The organism is Pseudomonas sp. B15(2017) (assembly GCF_002113215.1).
Classification (GTDB): domain Bacteria; phylum Pseudomonadota; class Gammaproteobacteria; order Pseudomonadales; family Pseudomonadaceae; genus Aquipseudomonas.
The window spans coordinates 65,393-82,134 of sequence record NZ_NEJZ01000025.1 but is presented as its reverse complement, the minus strand read 5'-3'; the positions used below and the strand labels follow the sequence as shown (position 1 = coordinate 82,134).

13 protein-coding genes, 4 tRNA genes and 1 rRNA gene are annotated in these 16,742 nt (G+C 55.3%); all 18 read left to right on the top strand.

Going from position 1 to position 16,742, the window contains the following annotated elements; all coding sequences use genetic code 11:
* Positions 1-97 (top strand): 5S ribosomal RNA (gene rrf / locus CAF73_RS27995); the annotation flags it as partial.
* A gap of 132 nt (positions 98-229) precedes the next feature.
* Positions 230-1,183, top strand: coding sequence for a bifunctional biotin--[acetyl-CoA-carboxylase] ligase/biotin operon repressor BirA (birA, locus tag CAF73_RS27990; RefSeq protein WP_085705133.1), 954 nt, complete (start codon positions 230-232; stop codon positions 1,181-1,183).
* A complete protein-coding gene (locus CAF73_RS27985) occupies positions 1,173-1,922 on the top strand; it encodes a pantothenate kinase (protein WP_085705130.1) in 750 nt (249 codons plus the stop codon). Before birA ends, CAF73_RS27985 begins: the two co-directional genes overlap by 11 nt.
* A 7-nt stretch (positions 1,923-1,929) precedes the next feature.
* Positions 1,930-2,370, top strand: a complete 441-nt coding sequence (locus CAF73_RS27980; protein ID WP_085705128.1) for a hypothetical protein — start codon at positions 1,930-1,932, stop codon at positions 2,368-2,370.
* Positions 2,371-2,514: 144 nt separating this feature from the next.
* Positions 2,515-2,599 (top strand) — tRNA-Tyr (locus tag CAF73_RS27975).
* A 25-nt stretch (positions 2,600-2,624) separates the two neighbouring features.
* Positions 2,625-2,698, top strand: a tRNA-Gly gene (locus CAF73_RS27970).
* A 26-nt stretch (positions 2,699-2,724) separates the two neighbouring features.
* A tRNA-Thr gene (locus tag CAF73_RS27965) sits at positions 2,725-2,800 on the top strand.
* An 85-nt stretch (positions 2,801-2,885) separates the two neighbouring features.
* Positions 2,886-4,079: an elongation factor Tu gene (gene tuf / locus CAF73_RS27960; RefSeq protein WP_028614144.1), complete on the top strand. Its 1,194-nt coding sequence runs from the start codon at positions 2,886-2,888 to the stop codon at positions 4,077-4,079.
* 53 nt (positions 4,080-4,132) lie between these two features.
* Positions 4,133-4,208, top strand: a tRNA-Trp gene (locus CAF73_RS27955).
* Positions 4,209-4,253: 45 nt separating this feature from the next.
* Positions 4,254-4,622 (top strand): preprotein translocase subunit SecE, encoded by a 369-nt coding sequence (gene secE / locus CAF73_RS27950; protein WP_007957600.1) that lies wholly within the window; start codon positions 4,254-4,256, stop codon positions 4,620-4,622.
* Positions 4,623-4,631: 9 nt separating this feature from the next.
* Positions 4,632-5,165 (top strand): transcription termination/antitermination protein NusG, encoded by a 534-nt coding sequence (nusG, locus tag CAF73_RS27945; RefSeq protein WP_007957598.1) that lies wholly within the window; start codon positions 4,632-4,634, stop codon positions 5,163-5,165.
* Between the two features lie 117 nt (positions 5,166-5,282).
* Positions 5,283-5,714, top strand: a complete 432-nt coding sequence (rplK, locus tag CAF73_RS27940; protein ID WP_003228756.1) for a 50S ribosomal protein L11 — start codon at positions 5,283-5,285, stop codon at positions 5,712-5,714.
* The gene (gene rplA / locus CAF73_RS27935) at positions 5,714-6,409 is read left to right on the top strand and encodes a 50S ribosomal protein L1 (RefSeq protein ID WP_011336175.1); all 696 of its coding nucleotides are present in this window, start codon (positions 5,714-5,716) and stop codon (positions 6,407-6,409) included. The genes rplK and rplA overlap by 1 nt, the downstream gene beginning before the upstream one ends.
* Before the next feature lie 198 nt (positions 6,410-6,607).
* Complete coding sequence (gene rplJ, locus CAF73_RS27930) at positions 6,608-7,108, top strand: 50S ribosomal protein L10 (RefSeq protein WP_007957597.1); 501 nt, start codon at positions 6,608-6,610, stop codon at positions 7,106-7,108.
* Positions 7,109-7,187: 79 nt separating this feature from the next.
* Positions 7,188-7,553 carry a 50S ribosomal protein L7/L12 gene (rplL, locus tag CAF73_RS27925; RefSeq protein WP_003255496.1) on the top strand — a complete coding sequence of 122 codons (366 nt, stop codon included), beginning with the start codon at positions 7,188-7,190 and terminating at the stop codon, positions 7,551-7,553.
* 220 nt (positions 7,554-7,773) lie between these two features.
* Entirely contained in the window at positions 7,774-11,847 is a 4,074-nt protein-coding gene (rpoB, locus tag CAF73_RS27920) for a DNA-directed RNA polymerase subunit beta (RefSeq protein ID WP_085697681.1), read from the top strand.
* A 63-nt stretch (positions 11,848-11,910) separates the two neighbouring features.
* Positions 11,911-16,110 carry a DNA-directed RNA polymerase subunit beta' gene (rpoC, locus tag CAF73_RS27915; protein ID WP_085697680.1) on the top strand — a complete coding sequence of 1,400 codons (4,200 nt, stop codon included), beginning with the start codon at positions 11,911-11,913 and terminating at the stop codon, positions 16,108-16,110.
* 215 nt (positions 16,111-16,325) lie between these two features.
* Positions 16,326-16,697: a 30S ribosomal protein S12 gene (rpsL, locus tag CAF73_RS27910; protein WP_003186084.1), complete on the top strand. Its 372-nt coding sequence runs from the start codon at positions 16,326-16,328 to the stop codon at positions 16,695-16,697.
* Positions 16,698-16,742: the final 45 nt, after the last annotated feature.

Below are 16,742 nucleotides of genomic sequence, written 5' to 3'. Positions count from 1 at the left end.
TGGAACCACCTGATCCCATCCCGAACTCAGAAGTGAAACGATGCATCGCCGATGGTAGTGTGGGGTTTCCCCATGTGAGAGTAGGTCATCGTCAAGATTAAATTCCGAAACCCCAATTGCGAAAGCAGTTGGGGTTTTGTTTTGCCCGCAGGAAAGTGGATTTTTTGAATTCTATGCAACGGCCCGGTGCATGGCTATTATTCGGGCCTCATTCAGAGGCGAGACCTGCATGCTGACGTTGTTGAATCTCCTGAAGGATGGTCGATTCCATTCCGGTCAGGCTTTGGGTGCTGCCTTGGGAGTTAGTCGAAGTGCGGTGTGGAAGCAGCTTCAACACCTGGAGGCTGAGCTTGGATTGTCCATACATAAAGTTCGGGGGCGGGGCTATCAATTGGCCTCGCCATTGACATTGCTTGACGTGCTCAAGATAGAGGAAGGCCTTTGCGGCTGGTCTGTCAGTATCTTCGATTCTGTCGACTCTACTAATGCTGAATCGCTGCGCGCGGTGGATGGGGGGCGGGCGGCTCCCTTTATTGTATTGGCTGAGCGCCAGAGCTCAGGGCGTGGGCGCAGAGGCCGTAAATGGGTGAGCCCGTTCGCTGAAAATCTCTATTACAGCCTCGTGTTGCGTATTGATGGTGGGATGCGTCAGCTTGAGGGGCTGAGTCTTGTTGTCGGGCTCGCCGTCATGCAAGCCTTGCATGTGCTTGGAGTGCCAGGTGCAGGTTTGAAGTGGCCCAATGATGTATTGGTCGGGCGAAAAAAAATCGCCGGGATTCTGTTGGAGCTGGTTGGGGATCCTGCTGACGTGTGTCACGTAGTGTTGGGTATAGGCATCAATGTGAACATGCAGACTACGGATGAAGTCGATCAGCAATGGACTTCAATGCGTTTGGAGTCGGGGCAGGCGTGTGATCGCAATATTCTGGCGATTGAGCTAAGTAAGCAGCTGCAGCTTTATTTGCAGCGTCACCAATCGGACGGCTTCGCTGCGCTACAGGCGGAATGGGAGGCGAGCCACTTGTGGCAAGGGCAGCCGGTTTCCCTCACTGCTGGTGTCAACCAGGTGGATGGTGTGGTGCTGGGAATCGATAATCAAGGCGCGCTGCGGCTGAAGGTAGATGGCGTGGAAAAAGTCTTTAGTGGCGGTGAGCTCAGCTTGAGGTTGCGTGATGATTCTTGAGCTCGATTGTGGAAACAGCTTTATCAAGTGGCGTGTGCTGCGCGTTGAGGCGGGTACCGTGATCGCGGAAGGTGTGGCCGACTCTGATGAGGCATTGGTAAGCAGTCTTCGATCGCTAGAGAAGGTGTCTCTCGATAAGTGCCGTCTCGTCAGCGTAAGAACTGAAGATGAGACTAATTTGCTGATTGGCGTGCTCAAACATGAGTTCGGCGTTTCCGTTGTTTGTGCGGCGCCGGCTCGCGAGATGTCCGGTGTTAAGAATGGTTACGACGATTATGAGCGCCTTGGCCTTGATCGCTGGTTGGCAATGCTTGGTGGTTTTTACTTGGCTAAAGGGGCTTGTCTGGTTCTTGATTTTGGCACTGCGGTGACTGCTGATTTCATCTCGCCGGAAGGTGAGCATCTAGGAGGTTTCATTTGTCCTGGCATGCCGCTAATGCGTAATCAGTTGCGTACTCATACTCGAAAAATTCGCTATGGAGACCTCGCAGCGGAGCAGGCATTGACGAGTCAGGCGCCTGGACGCAATACGGCTGAGGCTGTCGAGCGTGGTTGTGCGTTGATGCTCAGAGGATTCGTACTGACGCAGTTGGAGATGGCGCGTGCCTACTGGGGTGGTGATTACAGTCTCTACATTACGGGGGGGGACGCCGAGCTGGTCTCGGATATCGCGCCTGAGGCTAGGGTTGTTCCCGATTTGGTATTCGTGGGTTTGGCTATGGCGTGTCCTTTGTCCTGAGGTTTGTATGCGTTGGTTGTTCCTTCTGCTCCTGGTACTCAATGTTTTTTATTACGTCTGGCATCAGCAGGAGGCGCCGCTACGCGCAAAGGATGTCACGCCGCTCAGTCTCTATCGTAGCTCGCAACAGGATATTCGCTTGCTGAGTGAGGCTGGTGGTGATGCTTCTAGTGAAAAAAGGACTGGAGGAAAGCCTGATGTTCAGTGTCTATATATAGGTGGTTTGAGTCGCCCTGAGTCCGCCCAGGCATTGGAGCAGCGTTTGGCAGGGCTTGGGGCAAAAGCTCTTCCTTCGGCCAAAGAGTCTTCCGGCAGTTCGTATTGGTTCCAGATTACGCCCGAAACCCAGCGTTTGCTGGGTGATGCTCAGCTGCAAAACCTTTCTAAGGAATTCAATGAGTTAAAACATAAAATAATGCTGTGCGAGGGGGTTGCACCTACTGAGTAGTTTGCATAGAATGGCGCCCGCTCCACAGCGAAGACCTGAAAAGGTCACTGCGGCGGGGTGATGTCAATGCAGCTAACCTCATGTTTTTTAAATGAGAAAATGCTTGACAGGGGGTTGGCATAGTATAGAATGCCGGCCTGATTAGGAGGGGTTCCCGAGCGGCCAAAGGGATCAGACTGTAAATCTGACGTCTACGACTTCGAAGGTTCGAATCCTTCTCCCTCCACCAGATTTTAGCGTGAGCTGCAGGCTCCGCGGGTATAGTTTAGTGGTAGAACCTCAGCCTTCCAAGCTGATGATGCGGGTTCGATTCCCGCTACCCGCTCCAAGTTTGCAGGTTGTGCAAAGTGTTACGCTCTTGTAGCTCAGTTGGTAGAGCACACCCTTGGTAAGGGTGAGGTCAGCGGTTCAAATCCGCTCAAGAGCTCCATATGACAAGGCAGATATGAAAATATCTGCCTTTGTTTTAATGGCTTGTGTTGTTTGCTCAATTTCTTCTGTTAGGGGTGATATCGATGGCTAAGGAAAAATTTGATCGTTCCCTGCCGCACGTCAACGTTGGCACCATCGGTCACGTAGACCACGGTAAAACCACGCTGACCGCTGCTCTGACTCGCGTCTGCTCCGAAGTTTTCGGTTCGGCCGTAGTTGAATTCGACAAGATCGACAGCGCTCCAGAAGAAAAAGCTCGCGGTATCACCATCAACACCGCGCACGTTGAGTACAACTCGAACATTCGTCACTACGCTCACGTTGACTGCCCAGGTCACGCTGACTACGTGAAGAACATGATCACCGGTGCTGCCCAGATGGACGGCGCGATCCTGGTTTGCTCGGCTGCCGATGGTCCGATGCCACAAACTCGTGAGCACATCCTGCTGTCCCGTCAGGTAGGTGTTCCGTACATCGTGGTTTTCCTGAACAAGGCTGATCTGGTAGACGACGCAGAGCTGCTGGAACTGGTTGAGATGGAAGTTCGCGACCTGCTGTCCACCTATGACTTCCCAGGTGACGACACTCCGATCATCATCGGTTCGGCTCGTATGGCGCTGGAAGGCAAAGACGACAACGAAATGGGCACCACTGCTGTCAAGAAGCTGGTGGAAACTCTGGACAGCTACATCCCAGAGCCAGAGCGTGCTATCGACAAGCCGTTCCTGATGCCAATCGAAGATGTGTTCTCGATTTCGGGTCGCGGTACTGTTGTGACCGGTCGTATCGAGCGCGGTATCGTTCGCGTTCAGGATCCGCTGGAAATCGTTGGTCTGCGTGACACCACCACCACCACCTGCACCGGTGTTGAGATGTTCCGCAAGCTGCTGGACGAAGGCCGTGCGGGCGAGAACTGCGGCGTTCTGCTGCGTGGTACCAAGCGTGACGACGTTGAGCGTGGTCAGGTTCTGGTTAAGCCGGGTTCGGTTAAGCCGCACACCAAGTTCACCGCAGAAGTTTACGTTCTGAGCAAGGAAGAAGGCGGTCGTCACACTCCGTTCTTCAAAGGCTACCGTCCACAGTTCTACTTCCGTACTACTGACGTGACTGGTAACTGCGAGCTGCCAGAAGGCGTTGAAATGGTAATGCCAGGTGACAACATTCAAATGACTGTTACCCTGATCAAAACCATCGCGATGGAAGACGGTCTGCGTTTCGCAATCCGTGAAGGCGGCCGTACCGTTGGTGCTGGTGTCGTTGCCAAGATCATCGAGTAAACAGTTGTAATGTCTTTTTCGGGCCGGCATAATGGTCGGCCTGATTTTGTTTTAGGTCAGTAGCTCAATTGGCAGAGCGACGGTCTCCAAAACCGTAGGTTGGGGGTTCGATTCCCTCCTGACCTGCCAGATTCACTCGGTGTTTCTGGCTTTCTTTTCACAGGATCTTCATAGATGACTCCTAAAGCTGAAGCTCAAGGCTCTCGCTTCGATTTGCTCAAGTGGCTGGTAGTAGTCGCTTTGGTAATTGTTGGCGTTGTCGGCAATCAGTATTACGCTGCTTCGCCGATCCTGTACCGTGTACTCGCATTGCTTGTCATTGCTGCTGTGGCTGCCTTTGTAGGTCTGCAGACTGCCAAGGGCAAGTCTTTCTTTGTACTGGTTAAGGAAGCTCGCACCGAGATTCGTAAAGTCGTTTGGCCAACTCGCCAAGAAACCACGCAGACCACGCTGATAGTTGTGGCTGTTGTCCTGGTTATGGCGTTGCTGTTGTGGGGGCTTGATTCCCTGCTCGGCTGGCTTGTTTCCTTGATTGTTGGCTAAGGGTGTCCCGTGGCTAAGCGTTGGTACGTTGTGCATGCTTACTCGGGTTACGAGAAGCATGTCATGCGTTCGTTAATCGAGCGCGTAAAGCTGGCTGGCATGGAAGATGGCTTCGGCGAAATTCTGGTTCCCACTGAAGAAGTGGTTGAAATGCGTAATGGCCAGAAACGCAAAAGCGAGCGCAAATTCTTCCCAGGTTATGTGCTGGTCCAGATGGATATGAACGAGGGTACTTGGCACTTGGTCAAAGATACTCCTCGGGTGATGGGTTTTATTGGCGGTACTGCTGATAAGCCGGCGCCAATCACCGATAAAGAAGCTGAGGCGATTCTGCGTCGCGTTGCCGATGGTAGCGACAAGCCGAAGCCGAAGACTCTGTTTGAGCCAGGCGAAACCGTTCGAGTCAATGACGGGCCGTTCGCTGACTTTAACGGTGTTGTCGAAGAAGTTAACTACGAAAAGAGCCGGATCCAAGTGGCAGTGCTTATTTTCGGACGCTCTACTCCGGTAGAGTTGGAGTTCAGTCAGGTCGAAAAGGTCTAGCTGAACAAGCATCCCAACCCCGCAGCCCTAGGCTGTGGGGTTTTGTCGTCACTGGGATAAACGCGCAAGTAACCGGGGAGCCTTTCGAGGCGTTCGAACCCGTAATTGGAGTGCCTCATGGCCAAGAAGATTACCGCTTACATCAAGCTGCAAGTGAAGGCCGCTCAGGCTAACCCAAGCCCACCTGTTGGTCCTGCTTTGGGTCAGCACGGCGTGAACATCATGGAATTCTGCAAAGCTTTCAACGCCCGTACCCAGGGCCTGGAAGCTGGTCTGCCGACTCCAGTGATCATCACTGTCTACAGCGACCGTAGCTTCACTTTCGAAACCAAATCCACCCCTGCTTCGGTTCTGCTGAAGAAGGCGGCCGGTCTGACCAGCGGTTCCGCTCGTCCGAACACCGTTAAGGTTGGCACTGTTACCCGTGCTCAGCTGGAAGAAATCGCGAAAACCAAAAACGCGGATCTGACTGCAGCTGATATGGATGCAGCCGTGCGCACTATCGCCGGTTCTGCTCGTAGCATGGGCCTTAACGTGGAGGGTGTGTAATGGCTAAGCTGACCAAGCGCCAAAAGGCTATCGCTGAAAAAATCGAAGCGGGCAAGTCCTACAACTTCGAAGAGGCCGCAACTCTGCTGGCTTCGCTGCCAGCTGCCAAATTCGTCGAGTCGTTCGACGTAGCTGTAAACCTGGGTGTAGACCCGCGTAAATCCGACCAGGTCGTTCGTAGCGCTACTGTGCTGCCGCACGGCACTGGCAAGACTGTTCGCGTTGCTGTTTTCACCCAGGGTCCAGCTGCTGAGGCCGCTCTGGCTGCAGGCGCTGACCGTGTAGGTATGGACGAGCTGGCTGCAGAAATGAAAGGCGGCGACTTGAACTATGACGTAGTGATCGCGTCCCCGGATGCAATGCGCGTTGTAGGTCAACTGGGTCAGATCCTTGGTCCACGTGGTCTGATGCCTAACCCGAAAGTCGGCACTGTTACCCCAGACGTCGCTACCGCGGTTAAAAATGCCAAGGCTGGTCAGGTTCGTTATCGCACCGACAAAAACGGCATCATCCACACTTCCGTTGGCAAGATCGGCTTCGATGCCGTCAAGCTGAAGGAAAACGTTGAAGCTCTGATCGCTGATCTGAAGCGTATCAAGCCAGCTTCTTCGAAAGGTATCTACGTCAAGCGCGTTACCCTGAGCACCACTATGGGCCCAGGTCTGGTTATCGACCAGAGCTCGCTGGACGCTTAAGACAAAAATTGGCGCAGTTGACTGCGCCAATTGAAAGATTGGGGTCCCTGCCTGGCGGGGGCTATCCAAGACCGTAGGCGACGCAAGTCTTAAACCTCAAGCCTACGCAGATGGTGCTCCCGGTTCCTTACCGAATCAGACACCAAAACGACATTCGGTTCCGATCGAATGAAACGGTAACAAGCAGGAGTTAAACCCGTGGCAATTAATCTCGAAGACAAGAAGGCCATCGTCGCTGAAGTCAACGAGGCTGCCAAAGTCGCTCTGTCCGCTGTCGTGGTTGATGCCCGTGGCGTAACAGTAGGCGCAATGACCGGACTCCGTAAAGAGGCTCGTGAAGCTGGCGTTTACGTACGTGTTGTACGTAACACCCTGCTCAAGCGCGCTGTTGCTGACACTCCTTACAGTGTCCTCAACGACGTGTTCACCGGCCCGACCCTGATTGCATTCTCCAACGAACACCCGGGCGCTGCTGCTCGTCTGTTCAAGGAATTTGCCAAGGGTCAGGATAAGTTCGAGATCAAGGCAGCTTCGTTCGAGGGCAAGTTCCTCGCAGCGAATGAGATCGACGTGCTGGCAAGCCTGCCAACTCGCGACGAAGCTATTGCGAAACTGATGAGCGTGATTCAAGGCGCTACCAGCAAGCTGGCTCGTACTCTGGCGGCAATTCGCGATCAGAAAGAAGCAGCTGCAGCCTGAGGCTGAGCGTTTCCACTCTCGCGTATTTTTGTTTATTTCGACGGCCGTACAGGCTGTCCACCAAATCAGGAATTGAGTCATGTCTCTGACTAACGAACAAATCATCGAAGCAATCGGCCAGAAAACCGTTCTGGAAGTTGTTGAGCTGATCAAAGCAATGGAAGAAACCTTCGGCGTGACCGCTGCTGTTGCTGCTGCTGGTCCAGCTGCTGCTGCCGCTGTTGTTGAAGAGCAAACCGAGTTCAACGTTGTTCTGGTTGAAGCCGGCGACAAGAAAGTAAACGTGATCAAGGCAGTTCGTGAACTGACCGGTCTGGGCCTGAAAGAAGCCAAAGAGAAAGTCGACGGCGCTCCTCAGGTTGTAGCTGAAGGCGTTTCGAAAGAAGCTGCTGAAGACGCTAAGAAGAAGCTGGAAGAAGCAGGCGCTAAAGTCGAGCTGAAGTAAGCATCGACTTTGCTCCTCCAGCCCGAGCGTCAAGCGACAGGCTGATGGCTGGTGGCTCTTGCCACCGGCCTTTTTCCGTTATTGGCAGCCGACTGGGTCGGTGCCGATAGCGAGCTGTAACCACCCGATGTGGTGGCGCAAACCATGGGGTTTGCACGATTTTCTGGCTGCTCCCGTCGGGAGGGGCCAAACAAGCAGGTGACCAAGCTGGGGAACGCTGATGGCTTACTCATATACTGAGAAAAAACGTATCCGCAAGGACTTTAGCAAGTTGCCGGACGTCATGGATGTGCCTTACCTCCTGGCCATCCAGCTGGATTCGTATCGTGAATTCTTGCAAGCGGGAGCGACTAAAGATCAGTTCCGCGACGTGGGCCTGCATGCGGCCTTCAAATCCGTTTTCCCGATCATCAGCTACTCCGGCAATGCTGCGCTGGAGTACGTCGGTTATCGCCTGGGCGAACCGGCATTTGATGTCAAAGAATGCGTATTGCGCGGTGTAACTTTCGCCGTACCTTTGCGGGTAAAAGTGCGCCTGATCATTTTCGACAAAGAATCGTCGAACAAAGCGATCAAGGACATCAAAGAGCAAGAAGTCTACATGGGCGAAATCCCATTGATGACTGAGAACGGTACCTTCGTAATCAACGGTACCGAGCGTGTTATCGTTTCCCAGCTGCACCGTTCCCCGGGCGTGTTCTTCGACCACGACCGTGGCAAGACGCACAGCTCCGGCAAACTGCTGTACTCCGCGCGCATCATTCCTTACCGCGGTTCGTGGCTGGATTTCGAGTTCGACCCGAAAGACTGCGTATTCGTGCGTATCGACCGTCGTCGCAAGCTGCCGGCCTCGGTACTGTTGCGCGCGCTCGGTTATACCACCGAGGAAGTACTGGACGCGTTCTACACCACCAACGTATTCCACGTAAAAGGCGAAGGCCTGAGCCTGGAGCTGGTGCCCCAGCGCCTGCGTGGTGAAGTTGCGGTTCTTGATATCCAGGACGACAAAGGCAAGGTGATCGTTGAGCAGGGTCGTCGTATTACTGCCCGCCACATCAACCAGCTGGAAAAAGCCGGGATCAAAGAGCTGGACGTGCCTCTGGATTACGTTCTGGGTCGTACCACCGCCAAGGCCATCGTGCATCCGGCTACAGGTGAAATCCTGGCAGAGTGCAACACCGAGCTGTCGACCGAAATCCTGGCGAAAATCGCCAAGGCTGGCGTCGTACGCATCGAAACTCTGTACACCAACGACATCGACTGCGGTCCGTTCGTCTCCGACACGCTGAAGATCGATTCCACCAGCAACCAATTGGAAGCGCTGGTCGAGATCTATCGCATGATGCGTCCAGGCGAGCCGCCAACCAAAGACGCTGCCGAGACCTTGTTCAACAACCTGTTCTTCAGCCCTGAGCGTTACGACCTGTCTGCGGTCGGCCGGATGAAGTTCAACCGTCGTATCGGTCGTACCGAGATCGAAGGTTCGGGCGTGCTATGCAAGGAAGACATCGTCGCAGTACTGAAGACTCTGGTCGACATCCGTAACGGTAAAGGCATCGTCGACGACATCGACCACCTTGGTAACCGTCGTGTTCGCTGCGTGGGCGAAATGGCCGAGAACCAGTTCCGCGTTGGCCTGGTACGTGTTGAGCGTGCGGTCAAAGAGCGTCTGTCGATGGCTGAAAGCGAAGGCCTGATGCCGCAAGACCTGATCAACGCCAAGCCAGTGGCTGCGGCGGTGAAAGAGTTCTTCGGTTCCAGCCAGCTGTCGCAGTTCATGGACCAGAACAACCCGCTGTCCGAGATCACCCACAAGCGTCGTGTCTCCGCACTCGGCCCTGGCGGTCTGACTCGTGAGCGCGCGGGCTTCGAAGTCCGTGACGTACACCCGACTCACTACGGTCGTGTCTGCCCGATTGAAACGCCGGAAGGCCCGAACATCGGTCTGATCAACTCCCTGGCCGCTTACGCTCGCACCAACCAGTACGGCTTCCTCGAGAGCCCGTACCGTGTGGTGAAAGAGGGCGTGGTCACCGATGACATCGTGTTCCTGTCCGCCATTGAAGAAGCCGATCATGTGATCGCGCAGGCTTCGGCGACCATGAACGAGCAGAAAGTCCTCATCGACGAACTGGTAGCCGTACGTCACCTGAACGAATTCACCGTTAAGGCGCCGGAAGACGTCACCTTGATGGACGTTTCGCCGAAGCAGGTAGTTTCGGTTGCAGCGTCGCTGATTCCGTTCCTCGAGCACGACGACGCCAACCGTGCGTTGATGGGTTCGAACATGCAGCGTCAAGCTGTACCTACCCTGCGCGCTGACAAGCCGCTGGTCGGTACCGGCATGGAGCGTAACGTGGCTCGCGACTCCGGCGTTTGCGTCGTGGCTCGTCGTGGCGGCGTGATCGACTCCGTTGATGCCAGCCGTATCGTGGTTCGCGTTGCCGATGACGAAGTTGAAACCGGCGAAGCGGGTGTCGACATCTACAACCTGACCAAGTACACCCGCTCGAACCAGAACACCTGCATCAACCAGCGTCCGCTGGTGAGCAAGGGTGATCGTGTTCAGCGTGGTGACATCATGGCCGACGGTCCGTCCACCGACATGGGTGAACTGGCTCTGGGTCAGAACATGCGCATCGCGTTCATGGCATGGAACGGCTTCAACTTCGAAGACTCCATCTGTCTGTCCGAGCGTGTGGTTCAGGAAGACCGCTTCACCACGATCCATATCCAGGAACTGACCTGTGTGGCTCGTGACACCAAGCTTGGCCCAGAGGAAATCACTGCGGACATCCCGAACGTGGGTGAAGCTGCACTGAACAAGCTGGACGAAGCCGGTATCGTTTATGTAGGTGCCGAAGTCGGCCCGGGCGACATTCTGGTCGGTAAAGTCACTCCGAAAGGCGAGACTCAACTGACCCCGGAAGAAAAGCTGCTTCGCGCAATTTTCGGTGAGAAGGCCAGCGACGTTAAAGACACTTCCCTGCGCGTGCCGACCGGCACCAAAGGTACTGTCATCGACGTTCAGGTTTTCACCCGTGATGGCGTTGAGCGCGACAGCCGTGCCCTGTCGATCGAAAAGTCCCAGCTGGACGAGATCCGCAAGGATCTGAACGAAGAGTTCCGCATCGTTGAAGGCGCAACCTTCGAGCGTCTGCGTTCCGCTCTGGTAGGCCACAAGGCTGAAGGCGGCGCGGGTCTGAAGAAAGGCCAGGACATCACCGACGAAGTGCTCGACGGTCTCGAGCATGGTCAGTGGTTCAAGCTGCGCATGGCTGAAGATGCTCTGAACGAGCAGCTCGAGAAGGCTCAGGCCTACATCGTTGATCGTCGCCGTCTGCTGGACGACAAGTTCGAAGACAAGAAGCGCAAACTGCAGCAAGGCGATGACCTGGCTCCAGGCGTGCTGAAGATCGTCAAGGTTTACCTGGCAATCCGTCGTCGCATCCAGCCGGGCGACAAGATGGCCGGTCGTCACGGTAACAAAGGTGTGGTCTCCGTGATCATGCCGGTTGAAGACATGCCGCACGATGCCAATGGCACCCCGGTCGACGTGGTCCTCAACCCGCTGGGCGTACCTTCGCGTATGAACGTTGGTCAGATCCTTGAAACCCACCTCGGCCTCGCGGCCAAAGGTCTGGGCGAGAAGATCAACCGGATGGTCGAAGAGCAGCGCAAAGTTGCTGAACTGCGTACCTTCCTGGACGAGATCTACAACCAGATCGGCGGTCGTAACGAAGATCTGGACAGCTTCTCCGATCAGGAAATCCTGGATCTGGCGAAGAACCTGCGTGGCGGCGTTCCTATGGCCACTCCGGTGTTCGACGGTGCCAAGGAAGTTGAAATCAAGGCCATGCTGAAACTGGCGGATCTGCCAGAAAGCGGCCAGATGCAGCTGACCGACGGCCGTACCGGCAACAAGTTCGAGCGTCCAGTTACCGTTGGCTACATGTACATGCTGAAGCTGAACCACTTGGTAGACGACAAGATGCACGCGCGTTCTACCGGTTCGTACAGCCTGGTTACTCAGCAGCCGCTGGGTGGTAAGGCGCAGTTCGGTGGTCAGCGTTTCGGGGAGATGGAGGTCTGGGCACTGGAAGCATACGGTGCTGCTTACACTCTGCAAGAAATGCTCACAGTGAAGTCGGACGATGTGAACGGTCGGACCAAGATGTACAAAAACATCGTGGACGGCGATCACCGTATGGAGCCGGGCATGCCCGAGTCCTTCAACGTGTTGATCAAGGAAATTCGTTCCCTCGGCATCGATATCGATCTGGAAACCGAATAACACGTGACGCGATCGAGAGCGGGGCAGGATTGCCCGCTCTCTGCTCCGCCAGGAGGAAAGGCCTTGAAAGACCTACTGAATTTGCTGAAAAACCAGGGTCAAGTCGAAGAGTTCGACGCCATCCGTATCGGATTGGCCTCGCCTGAGATGATCCGCTCGTGGTCGTTCGGTGAAGTTAAAAAGCCGGAAACCATCAACTACCGTACGTTCAAACCCGAGCGTGACGGTCTGTTCTGCGCCAAGATCTTTGGCCCGGTAAAGGATTACGAGTGCCTGTGCGGTAAGTACAAGCGCTTGAAGCATCGTGGTGTGATCTGCGAGAAGTGCGGCGTTGAAGTTGCACTGGCCAAGGTTCGTCGTGAGCGCATGGCGCACATCGAACTGGCTTCGCCGGTTGCCCACATCTGGTTCCTGAAATCGCTGCCGTCCCGTATCGGCCTGCTGATGGACATGACCCTGCGTGATATCGAACGCGTTCTCTACTTCGAGAGCTATGTCGTTATCGATCCGGGCATGACCACTCTCGAAAAAGGTCAGCTGCTGAACGACGAGCAGTACTTCGAAGCGCTGGAAGAGTTCGGTGACGATTTCGACGCCCGCATGGGTGCCGAGGCTGTCCGCGAACTGCTGCACGCTATCGACCTGGAACATGAGATTGGCCGTCTGCGTGAAGAGATTCCGCAAACCAACTCCGAAACCAAGATCAAGAAGCTGTCCAAGCGTCTGAAGTTGATGGAAGCCTTCCAGGGTTCCGGCAACCTGCCAGAGTGGATGGTGCTGACCGTTCTGCCGGTTCTGCCGCCGGATCTGCGTCCACTGGTCCCGCTGGATGGCGGTCGTTTCGCGACTTCCGACCTCAACGATCTGTATCGTCGAGTGATCAACCGTAACAACCGTTTGAAGCGCCTGCTGGATCTGTCCGCTCCGGACATCATCGTGCGCAACGAAAAGCGTATGTTGCAGGAAGCTGTCGATGCACTGCTCGACAACGGTCGTCGTGGCCGCGCTATCACCGGTTCGAACAAGCGTCCTCTGAAATCCCTGGCTGACATGATCAAGGGTAAGCAAGGTCGTTTCCGTCAGAACTTGCTCGGTAAGCGTGTTGACTACTCCGGTCGTTCGGTAATTACCGTAGGTCCGACCCTGCGTCTGCACCAGTGCGGTCTGCCGAAGAAGATGGCTCTCGAGCTGTTCAAACCGTTCATTTTCGGCAAGCTGGAAATGCGTGGTCTGGCGACTACCATCAAAGCGGCCAAGAAAATGGTCGAGCGCGAGCTGCCGGAAGTTTGGGACGTTCTCGCCGAAGTGATTCGCGAACACCCGGTTCTTCTCAACCGTGCACCGACCCTTCACCGTCTGGGTATCCAGGCGTTTGAACCGGTACTGATCGAAGGTAAGGCTATCCAGCTGCACCCTCTGGTCTGTGCTGCGTACAACGCCGACTTCGACGGCGACCAAATGGCCGTGCACGTACCGCTGACGCTGGAAGCCCAGCTCGAAGCGCGTGCGTTGATGATGTCGACCAACAACATTCTGTCGCCAGCAAACGGTGAGCCAATCATCGTTCCGTCGCAGGACGTTGTATTGGGTCTGTACTACATGACTCGTGAAGCGATCAACGCCAAGGGTGAAGGTCGTGTGTTCGCGGATCTGCAGGAAGTTGACCGTGTGTTCCGTGCCGGCGAAGCCGCACTGCACGCCAAGATCAAGGTTCGTATCAACGAAACCGTGAACGATCGTGACGGCAACAGCGTGGACAACACCCGTATCGTCGACACTACTGTCGGCCGTGCGCTGCTGTTCCAGGTTGTACCGAAAGGTCTGTCGTTCGACGTCGTCAACCTGCCGATGAAGAAAAAGGCGATCTCCAAGCTGATCAACCAGTGCTACCGCGTGGTTGGTCTTAAAGAGACCGTGATCTTCGCTGACCAGTTGATGTACACCGGTTTTGCCTATTCGACCATTTCCGGCGTTTCCATCGGTGTTAACGACTTCGTTATCCCGGATGAAAAAGCCCGCATCATCGGTGCTGCCACCGACGAAGTGAAAGAAATCGAGAGCCAGTACGCCTCCGGCCTGGTAACTCAGGGCGAGAAGTACAACAAAGTGATCGACCTTTGGTCGAAAGCGAACGACGAAGTCTCCAAGGCGATGATGGCCAACCTCTCGAAAGAGAAAGTCATCGACCGTCACGGCGACGAGGTCGAGCAAGAGTCTTTCAACTCGATGTACATGATGGCCGACTCGGGTGCGCGGGGTTCCGCAGCACAGATTCGTCAGCTGGCCGGTATGCGTGGTCTGATGGCCAAGCCGGACGGTTCCATCATTGAAACGCCGATTACTGCGAACTTCCGTGAAGGTCTGAGCGTACTCCAGTACTTCATCTCGACTCACGGTGCTCGTAAAGGTCTGGCGGATACCGCGTTGAAAACTGCGAACTCCGGTTACCTGACTCGTCGTCTGGTAGACGTGGCGCAGGATCTGGTTGTGACCGAGATCGATTGCGGCACCGAACACGGCCTGGTAATGACTCCGCACATTGAAGGCGGTGACGTTGTAGAGCCGTTGGGTGAGCGCGTATTGGGTCGTGTCATTGCCCGTGACGTATTCAAGCCGGGTACCGAGGACGTCATCGTTCCTGCCGGCACTCTGGTAGATGAGAAGTGGGTCGAGTTCATCGAGCTGAATAGCATCGACGAAGTGATCGTGCGTTCGCCGATCAGCTGCGAAACCCGCTACGGTATCTGCGCCAAGTGCTACGGCCGTGACCTGGCTCGTGGTCACCAGGTGAACATCGGTGAGTCGGTCGGCGTTATCGCTGCCCAGTCCATCGGTGAGCCGGGTACCCAGCTGACGATGCGTACGTTCCACATCGGTGGTGCGGCAAGCCGTACTTCCGCAGCCGACAGCGTTCAGGTGAAGAATGGCGGTACCGTCCGTCTGCACAACCTGAAGCACGTTGAGCGCGTGGATGGCAACCTGGTTGCCGTGTCCCGTTCCGGTGAGCTGGCGATTGCTGACGACTTCGGTCGTGAGCGCGAGCGTTACAAGCTGCCGTACGGTGCCGTGATTTCGGTTAAAGAAGGTGACAAGGTCGACGCTGGTGCCATCGTGGCCAAGTGGGATCCGCACACTCACCCGATCGTTACCGAAATGAAAGGTACCGTGACCTACGTGGGCATGGAAGAAGGCATCACGATCAAGCGTCAGACTGACGAATTGACCGGTATGACCAACATTGAAGTACTTGATCCGAAAGATCGTCCAGCCGCCGGCAAGGACATCCGTCCTGCTGTGAAGATGGTCGACGACAACGGCAAGGATCTGCTGCTGCCAGGCACTGACGTTATCGCTCAGTACTTCCTGCCAGCCAACGCCCTGGTCGGTGTTGCGGACGGTGCGAAGATTGCGATCGGTGATGTTATCGCTCGTATCCCGCAAGAAACTTCGAAAACCCGTGACATCACCGGTGGTCTGCCGCGTGTTGCCGACCTGTTCGAAGCTCGTCGTCCGAAAGAGGCGTCGATTCTGGCTGAAGTCAGCGGCACCATCGCGTTCGGTAAAGAGACCAAGGGCAAGCGTCGTCTGGTCATCACCCCGAACGACGGTAGCGATCCGTACGAAGAGCTGATTCCGAAGTGGCGTCACCTGAACGTGTTCGAAGGCGAACAGGTAAACCGCGGCGAAGTTATCTCCGACGGTCCGAGCGATCCGCACGACATCCTGCGTCTGCTGGGTGTCAGCGCGCTGGCCAAGTACATCGTCAACGAAATCCAGGACGTTTACCGTCTGCAAGGCGTGAAGATCAACGACAAGCACATCGAGACCATCCTGCGTCAGATGCTGCGTAAAGTTGAGATCTCCGAGTCGGGCGACTCCAGCTTCATCAAGGGCGACCAGATGGAACTGACTCACGTTCTGGTAGAGAACGAGCGTCTGAATGCGGAAGACAAGTTTGTCTCCAAGTTCACCCGTGTTCTGCTGGGTATCACCAAGGCGTCGTTGTCGACCGAATCGTTCATCTCGGCGGCTTCCTTCCAGGAAACCACCCGCGTACTGACCGAGGCGGCGGTAACCGGCAAGCGCGATTACCTGCGCGGCCTGAAAGAAAACGTGGTCGTGGGTCGTCTGATCCCAGCTGGTACCGGTCTGGCTTATCACAGCGAGCGCAAGCGTCGTCGTGATGCGGACAAACCGTTGCGCGTAAGCGCCAGTGAAGTGGAAGCTGCACTGACCGAAGCGCTGAACTCAAGCGGTAACTGAGTTCTGCGAAAAATGAGCTGAGGCCCTGATCGCGCCGTTCATCGAATCGAGACAATTTGTCGAAGTTCGATGGGCGGGGAGGTCGGGGCCTTGCCTTGACTGGGGGCAAGATCCTCTTTAGACTCTTGATCCCCTAAATTTGGCGGGAATCCGTTCCTGTCATTTTGCTTTTCTTGCAAGACAATAGCGTCGCAAGACAACAGTGGAGCTAGTAGATGGCAACTATCAACCAGCTGGTACGTCAGCCGCGTAAGCGTATCGTCGAGAAATCCGACGTACCTGCGCTGCAGAACTGCCCGCAACGTCGTGGCGTATGCACCCGTGTGTACACCACTACGCCGAAAAAACCTAACTCGGCACTGCGTAAAGTATGCCGTGTGCGCCTGACCAACGGTTTCGAGGTTTCCTCGTATATCGGTGGTGAAGGCCACAACCTGCAAGAGCACAGCGTGGTTCTGATCCGTGGCGGTCGTGTAAAAGACTTGCCAGGTGTTCGTTACCACACCGTTCGCGGCTCCTTGGATACTTCGGGCGTTAAAGGCCGTAACCAGGGTCGTTCGAAGTACGGTACCAAACGTCCGAAGTAATCGGCCGTTTTGCAGATTTTTATTTTACTGAGTCGATAAGAGTAA

Bases quoted from the DNA above. Each gene is read 5' to 3' on its own strand.
- birA (WP_085705133.1), top strand. From the start codon at position 230: ATGCTGACGTTGTTGAATCTCCTGAAGGATGGTCGATTCCATTCCGGT.
- CAF73_RS27985 (WP_085705130.1), top strand. From the start codon at position 1,173: ATGATTCTTGAGCTCGATTGTGGAAACAGCTTTATCAAGTGGCGTGTG.
- CAF73_RS27980 (WP_085705128.1), top strand. From the start codon at position 1,930: ATGCGTTGGTTGTTCCTTCTGCTCCTGGTACTCAATGTTTTTTATTAC.
- tuf (WP_028614144.1), top strand. From the start codon at position 2,886: ATGGCTAAGGAAAAATTTGATCGTTCCCTGCCGCACGTCAACGTTGGC.
- secE (WP_007957600.1), top strand. From the start codon at position 4,254: ATGACTCCTAAAGCTGAAGCTCAAGGCTCTCGCTTCGATTTGCTCAAG.
- rplK (WP_003228756.1), top strand. From the start codon at position 5,283: ATGGCCAAGAAGATTACCGCTTACATCAAGCTGCAAGTGAAGGCCGCT.
- rplA (WP_011336175.1), top strand. From the start codon at position 5,714: ATGGCTAAGCTGACCAAGCGCCAAAAGGCTATCGCTGAAAAAATCGAA.
- rplL (WP_003255496.1), top strand. From the start codon at position 7,188: ATGTCTCTGACTAACGAACAAATCATCGAAGCAATCGGCCAGAAAACC.
- rpoB (WP_085697681.1), top strand. From the start codon at position 7,774: ATGGCTTACTCATATACTGAGAAAAAACGTATCCGCAAGGACTTTAGC.
- rpsL (WP_003186084.1), top strand. From the start codon at position 16,326: ATGGCAACTATCAACCAGCTGGTACGTCAGCCGCGTAAGCGTATCGTC.